We start from the raw sequence: 12,178 nt of genomic DNA on the forward strand, positions 1-12,178 counted from the left end.
CCGACCCTTTTATACGAAGACCACAGAGCTTACTTACTGGCGAAAGTCTTGCGCAGCAGCCGCACGGTTCCCCAGATGCCAAACGCCCGCCGTGACCAGCGCACAATGCTGCTGGGATGGCGGATGCCGTAAACGGCAATCAGGCTGGAGCCCACGACCAGATATTTCCGCATATCGACAATCTTTACCCAGCCGCGGTCAATTTTCGCGGTGGCATCCAGCCAGTCAGAGCCCGCAGCAGACAGCTCTGCTCGCTGGCGATCAATCTGGCGCAGAAGCCTGACTTTTTCGATAGCGCGGTCCGGGATACTCATCGCTCTTCATCCTTTTCCAGCAACGCCCGGTCAACATCCAGCTGTTTGCGGGTGAGGCTCAAAAGCGTTGAACGTTTAGCCTTTGCCAGCGTCATCGCGCCCAGAATTACGGCGAGAAGCAACAGAACGCCGGTTGCGGTGCCGATGGCCACCAGCCGGTACGCCGGATCAATCGCCCAGAAGAGAAGAACCAGCAAACTCATCAGGCCAAAAGCGGTGAAAATCAGGGTAATACCCGCCATGAGCAGTAATTGGAAAATATTGGCCTTTTCCTCTTCCAGCTCAATAACGGCCAGCCTGACACGCGTTTCAACCATGCCTACAACCACGGTGGCAATACGTGAAACGATGTCAAAAAGCCCTTTACCCGGTCCTTGTGGTGAAGGTTTTATCGGTTCAGGCATAATTAGCGACGAGCTAAAAGAACGCCAATGACAACGCCGACTGCGGCACCAATACCGACGCCAGTCCAGGGTTTTTCATGTACGTAATCGTCAGCCTTACCGGCAATTTCTTTGGTCTGATAAGCGATTTTATCGCCCGTATCGCTCAAACGAGCGCGGGTATCTTTGAGCAAGGATTCTGCTTTACCACGCAGTTTATCGAGTTCAGCTTTCGGCTTATCGGTAGAGGTCTGGAGAACTTCTTCCAGGGTGTCTGCCAATGACTTGAGTTCAGCGCGCAGTTGTTCTGATGTATTACTAGCCATGTGTAAGTCACTCCATACGTTAACTGATTCGAACTTTTAACATAGCGGATATTCAGGTGATCGCAAATGCGAATTATCTGTTTCAAAAAGCAAGATCGCTGAAAAATCCGTTAAAGCGGGCTGCAATTTTTCTTCTGAGAGAAAGAAATTACCTGCCTTCTGCGTGTTTCAGTTCTGACTGTGCTTCTTCCAGTTTTTGCTGTTTTTTGATGATCTTGTCATGGTCGCCTTTCGCCTGAGCCTCTTTCAGCTCCTGCTCACGTTCACTGACTTTTTTGCGTTGTTCATCAATACGTTTTTGGTTTTCAGCTTTCAGCCCGGCATCCGTACAATGCGCTTTGTTTTCACGCAAGGCTTTCTCAAGCCCCTCAATGCGGTTCTGGTTTTTATGCAACCGGGCTTCATCGATTTGTTTCTGTATTTCCTGTTGTTTGGTTGCACAGCTTTCTGGCTGAGCCGCAGCAAAGCTGGCAGAAGTGAACAGTAATGCAGGAATCAAAGTGCATGTTGCGAGGGTAAATTTCATTATTGAGCTTCCTTGTGATGCTATCCAAATTTCAGACGGTCACGATCCAGTTTAGCCACCCAGGGCTTAGTATGGGGTGGTTCACAGTACTGAATGACAAATCCGGCGGGTAAAATATCCTGTAATACCGCTTCTGCTATCTTGCGCTGTGAGGCTGAATCCAGCTGTATAACTAAGCCATCATCCAGTGGTGTGATGCTTTTAATGTGGATGCCACGCTGACTGAGCCCCTGATAGACATAAAAACCATCAGGCAGTGCGACCCCCGCTCTGGCCGGGCGAATTTGCAGGGCACTGGCGGGCATCGGCAGGCGCGATACCGCCAGACCTATCATCGAGGCCGCAGCCAGCAACATGAATAAGGCCGGCCAGATAAACGAGCGTTTCGCCAATCTGAGATTCATGATGCGCTTTTGCCCTTATTCTGGCGGTCAGCGTGTTTTTTGCGCCACAGCACAATAATGGAACCGACCAAGCCGCCGATCAGCAACAGAACGGGCAGCAACATCAGGCAGTTCATTACCTGATCTTCATATTTGAGAAACAGCGGAGTCTTGCCCAGAAAATACCCGAGCGAAGTCAGGATAAGGATCCACAGTAACCCGCTGACCCAGTTGAAAAACTGGAAACGGCTGTTGCTGAGGCCTGACAAACCGGCAATGGTTGGCAGGAGGGTGCGTACAAATGCTAAAAAGCGGCCCACTAATAAGGCGGAAAGGCCATGCTTGTGGAAAAGAGCATGCGCACGTTCGTGGTATTGAACGGGCAAATGTGCGAGCCAGCTTTGTACTATCCGGGTATTCCCCAGCCATTTCCCCTGAGCGTAACTAAGCCAGCAGCCGAGGCTTGCGGCGGATGTCAGCAGGAAAATGGTTAACGGAAAATTCATGGCATCTTTAGCGATCAATACGCCGACCAGGATCAGCAGGCTGTCGCCGGGTAAAAATGCCGCAGGAAGCAGACCGTTTTCGAGAAAAATGATCATAAATAAAATCAGGTACAGCGCCCAGACCAGAGAAGGATCGGCCAGGGTTTTATAATCTTGTTGCCAAAGGGCGTCGATAAGCGAACTGATAATTTCCATCTTTGATGAAAAACTCCATAATTTTCAGTGGGTCAGCAAAGTGCATCAGCGGAGAATTTGTCTCGACGCTGCCTGTATTGCTGAGAAGGTTGCCTCTTCCCTGGCGGATTATCTGGTCATGCGTTAATCGGGGGCTTACACGTTGTTGAGCGTGATTTCACACGGCTAAACGGGTAAAAAAAGTGGTCTAACTGTAACAAAATAACAATAACTCAGACAGGTAAATATAGCGCGTTGAGACCGATCATTTAAGTCTGAAGCACGTTTCGGAAAGGGTTTTACATTGACTGACACTACTCGACAGTGTCTGACAGGATGGAGGGATAATAAGATAAAAGGCAGGTTAGTGAGATAAACCTGCCTTAAGGGGAATTTATTTTGTGTTGAGCAAAGGCGGATCGAGATGAACGACCGGGTTTTCTGAATAAAGATAACGGTCTACGTTAAATTCGAAATCGTCGCTGGTCGCACGGAAAAGCATTTGTTTAGTGTTTTCCAGATGCTGCCACATGGCGAGCTTCGACGCATGCGGATCGCGGCGAATCAGTGCTTTAAGGATCAGGTCGTGATCTTCGCACCAGCTTTCAATCGATTTCTCATCGATGTGTTCGTGCAGCTTGCGCCAGTAAGGGTTATGCAACCGCTGGCTCCACATTTTTTCAACGATAGTGGAGAGCGCGTTGTTCTGCGTGGCCTGCGCCACCTGCACGTGGAATTTCAAATCCCATTCAGAATCGCGAAAACGGTCTTCCTGGCGGGCGTGCTCCTGAATTTCCATCAGGCGCATGATGTCCTGCTTTGTCACCTGTGTTGCGGCAAATTCAGCGATATTACTTTCAATTAGCTGACGCGCTTGCAAGAGTTCAAATGGGCCGGCGGTGCCAAACTCACTGCCAGAATCCGGAACAACCAGATGACGCTGCTGGTTAGACATCACATGAATGCCCGACCCTTTACGGACTTCCACATAACCTTCAACTTCCAGCATGATAATCGCTTCACGCACGACGGTGCGGCTGACATCCATTTCATCGGAAATCAGCCGTTCGGCGGGTAATTTATCGCCAACCGGATACAAACCTGTTTCGATTCGTTCCTTGAGTGTGGCAGCCAGTTGTTGGTAAAGGCGTCTGGTGTCTGTGGATTCCATATGAGTGCTCTTTAAAGTAGTGAAACCTGCAAGAAGTGAATGTCGGACAGACCTGTGAACTTATTATACAAGTGCCAGTATACGTTTTACGAAAGGTTGATGCACCGTGCATTAGACAGAAAGGCATTGGAGAAGTGTCAGAGAAATGCAAAGCCCGGCAAAGACGCTTACCGGGCTATTATTCGTTGATCAGGCTTTCGCAGTGTGCAGCGGAGCCGGTGCAGCTTCAACGGCTGAACGGTTCTGCAGTACAGTCCAGATGATGATGGCGCCGAGCAAATCGAAGACTGCAAGGGCTGCAAACAGCGGGCTGAAACCGATGGTGTCAGCCAGTGCACCGACCACCAGGGCGAACATCGTACTTGCCATCCAGGCGGCCATACCGGTCAGGCCGTTAGCCGTTGCCACTTCGTTACGACCAAACACGTCGGAAGACAGAGTGATTAACGCGCCGGACAGTGACTGGTGAGCAAAACCACCGACGCACAGCAACGCGATGGCTGCGTATGGGCTGGTGAACAAGCCAATCATCCCCGGGCCGATCATCAGGACTGCACCCATCGTAACCACCATTTTACGGGAGACGATCAGGTTAACTTTGAAGTACTTCTGGAACAGCGGAGGCAGATAGCCACCGAGGATACAGCCGAGGTCAGCGAACAGCATCGGCATCCAGGCAAACATTGCGATTTCTTTCAGGTTAAAGCCATACACTTTGAACATGAACAGCGGGATCCAGGCGTTGAATGTGCCCCAGGCCGGTTCCGCCAGGAAGCGAGGCAGCGCGATGCCCCAGAACTGGCGGTTACGCAGGATTTCCCAGGCTGACATTTTCTTGCCATTGTTGGTCTGATGCTGTGCTTCCTGACCTTCCAGGATGTAATCGCGTTCTTCAGTGCTGAGTTTCTTTTGATCTTTAGGGTGTTTGTAGAATACCAGCCAGCTCAGTGCCCAGATCATGCTTAGCGCACCGGTAATAATGAAAGCCAGCTGCCAGCTGTGCATCACGATACACCAGACAACCAGAGGAGGGGCAATCATCCCGCCGATCGAAGAACCGACGTTAAAATAGCCTACGGCAATAGAGCGTTCTTTTGCCGGGAACCATTCACTACTGGCTTTCAGGCCCGCAGGGATCATGGCAGCTTCCGCCATACCGACCGCGCCGCGGGCGATGGCCAGGCCACCCCAACTGCTTGCCAGTGCGGTGGCCATACAGAAAACAGCCCACAGAATAGCAAACATTGCATAACCGACTTTCGTCCCCATCACGTCAAGGACGTAACCGGCAACCGGCTGCATTAGCGTATAGCAGGCAGAATAGGCGGCAATAATATAAGAATATTGTTGAGTACTGATATTCAGCTGACTCATTAACGTCGGTGCTGCAGCGGCGATGGCGTTACGTGTTAAATAACCTAATACAGTGCCGCATGTCACCAGTGCGATCATGTACCAGCGTAACCCTTTGATCTTACCCATTTAACTCTCTCCCAGTAAATAATCCGGCGATGACAGCGTCAGGCTGCCACGGCGTATTTCACACCACCTGAATAAGCGTGGGTTCTGGCTTTCCTTAAAGTGATTTCCGGGAACCTCGCTGCCAGATGATTTACTGGGAGCAGCCCGATGTATTTACGCACTGGTTTATTGTTATCTGTGCGTAAGGGTCCGATGAACTTCCTGAACACCAGAATTGTTGCTTCGCCATGGGGCTGATTGCGCCTGGGAAGTGTTTTGCCCGGGCAACAGCGAAAGGATGTGGCAGGTAATCTCTGACGCTCTTGTCCGGGCGAAGCAAAGATAACTTGTCATACAGATTTAAAATTTGAATGACATCACAAAACCACATTTAAATTGTGTGGTTACTTAAGTTTTTTAAGCAAGTAGTTAATTTGTTGATTTTAAAGGTTTGTATTTATTTAATTAGATCCGCTTCACACTTTTATGTGAATGCTTAACACGGAGCACCGGATCGTCTAAACGTAATTGGTGTAACAACTTCACGTAGTGATCACATTTATACCGAACAGTTAATAAACAATCAGAACCTGACAGATATGGCTGATAATGTGGGCAGAGGGAATCAGCGCGTTGTGGAAGGGCATCTGTCAGGCGGCAGCAAGGGAGGAAAGTCGCATTCTAAAAATTTGTAAAGCCAGAAAAGGTGCAGGCCTTGTTTTGTCACATTTGGTACGAAATTAACTTGTCATACAGATTTAAAGTTTGAGTGACATCACAAAATGACACTCTAATTGTGAGGATAATAAGCAGCAGTACCTGATGACGCTAAAGTCATTATTTTACAGCGAATTAGTTTGTATTTTTGGAATGAAATCAGTCGTTTTAGCGACGTTATGCCGCTAAAAAGTACTGGACGATAGCTTAAATTGGTGTGATAACTTCGCACCATTGAGTGATAACTCTACAGAATTCATGATGAGGAACCTAAGATGGCGCAGTTTTTAACGGAAGATTTCCTTCTCGACACCGAATTCGCACGTCGCCTGTATCACGACTACGCGAAAGATGAGCCAATTTTTGACTACCACTGCCATTTGCCGCCAGAGCTTATCGCGCAGAACTATAAATTTAAAAACTTGTATGACATTTGGCTGAAAGGCGACCACTACAAATGGCGTGCAATGCGCACTAACGGTGTTGCTGAACGTATGTGTACCGGCGATGCCACTGACCGCGAAAAATTTGACGCGTGGGCGGCAACCGTTCCTCACACCATCGGTAATCCACTTTACCACTGGACGCACCTTGAGCTGCGTCGTCCGTTCGGTATTACCGGCAAACTGCTTTCCCCTGCCACTGCAGGCGAAATCTGGGAACGTGGTAATGAATTGCTGGCACAGGATAATTTCTCTGCCCGCGGCATTATGAAACAGATGAACGTGAAAATGGTCGGTACCACCGATGACCCGATCGATTCTCTGGAACACCATAAAGCCGTCGCGCAAGACACCAGCTTTGATATCAAAGTGCTGCCAAGCTGGCGCCCGGACAAAGCTTTCAACATCGAAGCGGCTACCTTTGCAGATTACGTGAAGAAACTGGAAGCCGCGGCTGACGTTTCCATCACCCGTTTCAGCGACCTGCTTGACGCGCTGAAAAAACGTATGGATCACTTCGCGGCGCACGGCTGCAAAGTTTCTGACCATGCGCTGGATGTTGTGGTATACGGCGAAGCGGATGACGCCACGCTGGACGGCATTCTGGCCCGCCGCCTGAGCGGTGAAACGCCAACCACAGAAGAAATCGCTCAGTTTAAAACCGGCGTGTTGCTGTATCTGGCTTCTGAATATCAACGCCGTGAATGGGTACAGCAGTACCACATTGGCGCGTTGCGCAATAACAACACCCGTATGTTCCAGCTGATTGGCGCGGATGTGGGTTTCGACTCCATCAATGACCAGCCGCTGGCAGAACCGCTGTCCAAACTGCTGGGCGCGCAAGGCCTGGCCGGTGGCCTGCCAAAAACCATTCTGTACTGCCTGAACCCGCATGATAACGAAGTGATCGGCACCATGGTCGGTAACTTCCAGGGCGAAGGGATGCCGGGAAAAATGCAGTTCGGCTCCGGCTGGTGGTTTAACGATCAGAAAGACGGCATGCAGCGTCAGATGACGCAGCTGGCCAACCTGGGGCTGTTGAGCCGTTTCGTCGGCATGCTGACGGACAGTCGTAGTTTCCTGTCTTACACCCGCCATGAATATTTCCGTCGCATCCTGTGCCAGATGATCGGCCACTGGGTGGAAGCAGGGGAAGCGCCTGCGGATATCGAATTGCTGGGCAGCATGGTGAGAAATATCTGTTTCGACAATGCGAAACAGTATTTCCAGATTGAGCTGAACTAAGAAGTACGATGGAGCGCAGATCCCTGCGCTCCTGAAATAAATGCAGTAATAACAACTAACTATCCCAATATAGAACGACGGCCACGGGACAATCTGATGTCCTCAAAGACCGGAGTCTGAGCAAATTAAGGTGAATGTGAGATGCAAAGGTTAAATCGCCGTGACTTCCCTGGCCGTCATCATCCCGACAAAATTATTCAGTTCGGTGAAGGTAACTTTTTGCGGGCGTTTGTCGACTGGCAAATAGACTTGCTGAATGAACATACCGATCTGAATGCCGGTATCGTCGTTGTCCGCCCGATTGACACCGATTTCCCGCCTTCGCTCAGTACTCAGGATGGCCTGTACACCACGATTATCAGTGGTCTGAATGAGCAGGGTGAAACCGTGCGCGACACGCGCATCATTCGTTCCGTAAACCGTGAAATCAATATTTATCATCAGTTTGATGAATATCTGGCACTGGCCCGCGACCCGAATATCCGCTTTGTGTTTTCTAACACCACCGAAGCGGGTATCAGCTATGTCGAAAACGACAGCCTGAACGACGCGCCTCCGGCCAGCTTCCCGGCCAAACTGACCCGACTGCTGTTCGAGCGCTTCACTCACTTCTCCGGTGCCGCCGATAAAGGCTGGGTACTGCTGCCTTGTGAACTGATTGACTACAACGGTGAGGCCTTGCAGGAACTGGTGTTGCGTTACGCGCAGCAATGGGCATTACCGGCGGCATTTACACAGTGGCTGGAAAACAGCAACACCTTCTGCTCGACGCTGGTTGACCGCATAGTGACGGGTTACCCGCGCAGCGAAATCGACAGTTTGCAGGAAGAACTCGGTTATCAGGACAGCTTCTTTGACAGCGCAGAGCATTTCTACCTGTTCGTGATCCAGGGGCCAAAAAGCCTGGCTCAGGAACTGCGTCTGGATAAACTGCCGCTGAATATCCGTCTGGTCGACGACATCAAACCGTATAAAGAACGCAAAGTGGCGATCCTCAACGGCGCGCACACGGCGCTGGTGCCGGTGGCATTTCTGTCCGGGCTGAATACAGTCGGTGAGTCAATGAACGACCCGCAGATCAGCCGCTTCGTCGAACTGGCGATTGCCGAAGAAATTTCGCCGGTTCTGGACCTGCCGCAGGATGAACTGACGTCATTTGCGCAGGCGGTATTGAGCCGTTTCCGCAACCCGTTCATTCAGCATCAGCTGCTGTCTATTGCGCTGAACGGCATGACCAAATACCGCACCCGTATTCTGCCGCAGTTGCTGGCAAGCCAGGAAAAGAATGGCATCTTGCCTCCGCGCCTGACCTTTGCCCTGGCTGCACTCCTGGCATTTTACCGTGGCGAACGTAACGGCGAAATCTATCCGTTGCAGGACGATGCACACTGGCTGAGCCGTTTCTCCGAGCTGTGGGGCAACGTACGTAATGGCAGTTTGCCGCTGGTCGGCCTGGTCGAAATCGTGCTGGCTGATGAAGAACACTGGGGACGCGATCTCAATACCGTGCCTGGCCTGGTAACTAAAGTAACCGAACAATTGCAGGCCATTGAAGACCGTGGCATGCGCGATGCGCTGGCGGCTTACAGCTAAGAGAGCAACTATGCAAAGTATCATTCAAATTCATACTGCTGATAACGTCGCTGTGGCTTTGCGCGATATCGAAGCCGGTGAGCAGGTCGACGCGGGCGGTTATGCTGTGGTTCTGGCTCAACCTGTTTCCCGTGGTCATAAGTTTGCCCTGCGCCCGATTGCGGCGGGGGAAAACATTGTGAAATATGGCCTGCCGATTGGTCATGCGCTGGCCGCGATTGAGCCGGGTGTCCACATTCACTCGCAAAACGGCAAAACCAATCTTAGCGATCTGGATCAGTACCAGTATCAACCGGATTTCGCGACGCTGCCGGATCAAATGGCCGATCGCGAAGTGCAGATCTACCGCCGTAAAAACGGTCAGGTCGGGATCCGTAATGAAATTTGGCTGATCCCAACGGTGGGCTGCGTGAACGGCATTGCCCGCCAGATCCAGTCACGTTTTCTGAAAGAAACCAATGATGCAGAAGGCACCGACGGCGTCTTCCTGTTCACCCATCCGTTTGGCTGTTCGCAACTGGGCGATGACCACGTAAACACCCGCACTATGCTGCAAAATATGGTGCGCCATCCGAACGCGGGCGCTGTGCTGGTGATTGGTCTGGGTTGTGAAAACAATCAGGTGGACGTCTTCCGCGAAACGCTGGGTGAAGTTGACGAAGATCGCGTGCGTTTTATGACGCTGCAAAAATTTGACGACGAAGTGGAAGCCGGTCTGGAACGTCTGCGTGAGCTGTATGCCGCCATGCGTGACGACAAACGCGAAACCGGTAAACTCAGCGAGCTGAAATTTGGGTTGGAATGTGGGGGGTCTGACGGCCTGTCCGGCATTACCGCGAACCCGCTGCTCGGGCGTTTCTCTGACTACGTGATCGCCAATGGCGGCACGTCCGTACTGACTGAAGTCCCTGAAATGTTTGGTGCGGAACGTATTCTGATGAGCCGCTGCCGTGATGAATCAACGTTTGAAAAGACGGTTCACATGGTCAACGATTTCAAACAGTATTTCATCGAGCATAATCAGCCAATTTACGAGAACCCGTCTCCGGGTAACAAAGCGGGTGGCATCACCACGCTGGAAGAAAAATCGTTGGGCTGTACGCAGAAAGCAGGGCAAAGTCCGGTTATGGACGTGCTGAAATACGGTGAACGTTTGACGACGCCGGGCCTGAATCTGCTGAGTGCACCCGGTAACGACGCCGTGGCAACCAGCGCGCTGGCTGGTGCCGGTTGTCATATGGTGCTGTTCAGTACCGGTCGCGGTACGCCTTACGGCGGTTTTGTGCCAACGGTAAAACTGGCTACTAACAGTGAACTGGCGGCTAAAAAACCACACTGGATCGATTTCGATGCAGGGCGTTTGATCCACGATGTCAGTATGGATCAGTTGCTGGGTGAGTTTGTGGATCTGATCGTTGCGATCGCGGATGGCCGTAAAGCCAAAAATGAAATTAACGATTTCCGCGAACTGGCGATCTTTAAAAGCGGCGTCACATTGTAACTCTTCCGGATACTCGTTAGAATGAAACGGCGTTTCAAATATGAAGCGCCGTTTGCTTTTTCAACGAACCCTACGAATGAGATTTTCGAAAAATGACGTATTACTGGTTTGCCCAGTCAGTCGGTGTTGTGGCCTTCGTGGTCGGCATCACGATGTTTTTCAACCGCAGCGACCGCCGCTTCAAACAACAACTTTCCGCCTACAGCGCCATTATCGGCGTGCATTTCCTGATGATGGGAGCCGCACCGGCAGGCATGAGTGCGTTGCTCAATTCCCTGCGTACCCTGATTTCCCTGCGCACGCGTAATCAGTGGATTATGGTGATTTTCATCGTCCTGACGCTGGTTCTGGGTCTGAGCCGCGCGCATCACTGGGTAGAATTATTGCCAGTCGGCGCAACGGTCGTCAGCACCTGGGCGCTGTTTCGCACCAGCGGGCTGACCACGCGTTGTATTATGTGGTGCTCGACCTGCTGCTGGGTGTTTCACAACATCTGGCTTGGTTCGATCGGCGGGTCACTGATCGAAGGCAGTTTCCTCATCATGAACGGTTTTAACATTATCCGTTTCCGCCGGCTTCAGTTGCGCGGAATCGATCCGTTTGAGGTCGAGAAAAAGATTGTGAAGAAGATGGAAGAAAATAAAGCAGCGGAGTGAAGATTCACTCCGCCTGAAGAGCATTTACTCGTCTAATTTCAGCGGCGGCAACTGAGCAAATATACTCAGTAAGCCTTCGCCCCAGCCTTTGCGGATCATGTCAAAGTACGGATGCGTTTCCGTGATGCGGTGTTGCTGCGCCGCACTGTAGCTGTCGGTAGGGTACGTCATCACATCCAGTGGCAGGCCGACAGACAGATTACTGCGTAATGTCGAATCCATCGAAATCAGCGCGCATTGCATCGCCTGATCCAGTGCAGTGTCGTAGTTCAGCACGCGATCGATAATCGGTTTGCCGTACTTGCTTTCACCAATCTGGAAATAGGGCGTATCCTGTGTCGCCTCGATAAAATTCCCTTGCGGATAGACATGGAACAACCGTAAGCCTTCACCTTTAATCTGGCCGCCGAGCAGCAGATTGCAGCTGAAATCCGTGTTTCCGCCCTGGTTCGCGCCACTGTCACGGGCGATCACTTCCCGCACCGTTTCCCCCAGCAAACTCGCCGCATCGTAGAGTGATTCGACGTTGAGCAGGTTTTCCCGCTCATCATCTAAGCAACGGCGATGCAGCAGGCTGATAATGCTCTGTGTGGTCGCCAGATTTCCGGCGCTCTGGATCACCAGCATGCGTTCATCGCTTTGATGAAAAACGTGCAGTTTGCGGAAGGTGGAAATATGGTCCACTCCGGCGTTGGTGCGTGAGTCTGAAACAAACACCAGGCCAGAGGACAAGCGCATGGCCACACAGTAAGTCATAAAAAAATCTTCCTATTTCAAAC

Annotated in this window: 13 protein-coding genes; 4 read left to right on the forward strand and 9 right to left on the reverse strand. The window is 51.2% G+C overall.

Annotated features, from left to right (window positions below; all coding sequences use genetic code 11):
• Positions 1-29: 29 nt before the first annotated feature.
• The 8 genes from CWS43_RS00915 to CWS43_RS00950 form a co-directional block, all read right to left on the reverse strand.
• The gene (locus CWS43_RS00915) at positions 30-314 is read right to left on the reverse strand and encodes a YqjK-like family protein (protein ID WP_101074993.1); all 285 of its coding nucleotides are present in this window, start codon (positions 312-314) and stop codon (positions 30-32) included.
• On the reverse strand, positions 311-718 hold the full coding sequence (locus tag CWS43_RS00920; protein WP_101074994.1) for a phage holin family protein: 408 nt from the start codon (positions 716-718) through the stop codon (positions 311-313). The genes CWS43_RS00915 and CWS43_RS00920 overlap by 4 nt, the downstream gene beginning before the upstream one ends.
• Before the next feature lie 2 nt (positions 719-720).
• A complete protein-coding gene (locus CWS43_RS00925) occupies positions 721-1,023 on the reverse strand; it encodes a YqjD family protein (RefSeq protein ID WP_101074995.1) in 303 nt (100 codons plus the stop codon).
• A 148-nt stretch (positions 1,024-1,171) separates the two neighbouring features.
• Positions 1,172-1,549 carry a DUF1090 domain-containing protein gene (locus CWS43_RS00930; protein ID WP_101074996.1) on the reverse strand — a complete coding sequence of 126 codons (378 nt, stop codon included), beginning with the start codon at positions 1,547-1,549 and terminating at the stop codon, positions 1,172-1,174.
• 20 nt (positions 1,550-1,569) lie between these two features.
• On the reverse strand, positions 1,570-1,953 hold the full coding sequence (mzrA, locus tag CWS43_RS00935) for an EnvZ/OmpR regulon moderator MzrA (RefSeq protein WP_101074997.1): 384 nt from the start codon (positions 1,951-1,953) through the stop codon (positions 1,570-1,572).
• Positions 1,950-2,633 (reverse strand): DedA family protein, encoded by a 684-nt coding sequence (locus CWS43_RS00940; protein ID WP_101074998.1) that lies wholly within the window; start codon positions 2,631-2,633, stop codon positions 1,950-1,952. Before CWS43_RS00940 ends, mzrA begins: the two co-directional genes overlap by 4 nt.
• 373 nt (positions 2,634-3,006) lie before the next feature.
• A complete protein-coding gene (gene exuR / locus CWS43_RS00945) occupies positions 3,007-3,783 on the reverse strand; it encodes a transcriptional regulator ExuR (protein WP_101074999.1) in 777 nt (258 codons plus the stop codon).
• 189 nt (positions 3,784-3,972) lie between these two features.
• Entirely contained in the window at positions 3,973-5,265 is a 1,293-nt protein-coding gene (locus CWS43_RS00950) for an MFS transporter (protein WP_101075000.1), read from the reverse strand.
• Positions 5,266-6,236: 971 nt separating this feature from the next.
• Between CWS43_RS00950 and uxaC the strand changes: the two genes are divergently transcribed.
• The 4 genes from uxaC (at position 6,237) to CWS43_RS00970 (ending at position 11,399) form a co-directional block, all read left to right on the forward strand.
• On the forward strand, positions 6,237-7,649 hold the full coding sequence (gene uxaC, locus CWS43_RS00955; RefSeq protein WP_101075001.1) for a glucuronate isomerase: 1,413 nt from the start codon (positions 6,237-6,239) through the stop codon (positions 7,647-7,649).
• Positions 7,650-7,790: 141 nt separating this feature from the next.
• Positions 7,791-9,242, forward strand: a complete 1,452-nt coding sequence (locus CWS43_RS00960; protein WP_101075002.1) for a tagaturonate reductase — start codon at positions 7,791-7,793, stop codon at positions 9,240-9,242.
• Between the two features lie 10 nt (positions 9,243-9,252).
• Positions 9,253-10,743: a UxaA family hydrolase gene (locus CWS43_RS00965; RefSeq protein WP_101075003.1), complete on the forward strand. Its 1,491-nt coding sequence runs from the start codon at positions 9,253-9,255 to the stop codon at positions 10,741-10,743.
• A gap of 92 nt (positions 10,744-10,835) precedes the next feature.
• Positions 10,836-11,399, forward strand: coding sequence for a YgjV family protein (locus CWS43_RS00970; protein WP_101075004.1), 564 nt, complete (start codon positions 10,836-10,838; stop codon positions 11,397-11,399).
• Positions 11,400-11,423: 24 nt separating this feature from the next.
• On the opposite strand, the gene CWS43_RS00975 is transcribed toward CWS43_RS00970, so the two are convergent.
• Positions 11,424-12,155 (reverse strand): proteasome-type protease, encoded by a 732-nt coding sequence (locus CWS43_RS00975; RefSeq protein ID WP_101075005.1) that lies wholly within the window; start codon positions 12,153-12,155, stop codon positions 11,424-11,426.
• Positions 12,156-12,178 lie beyond the last annotated feature (23 nt).

Origin of the sequence: Rahnella sp. AA (genome assembly GCF_002834385.1) — a bacterium.
Lineage (GTDB): Bacteria > Pseudomonadota > Gammaproteobacteria > Enterobacterales > Enterobacteriaceae > Rahnella.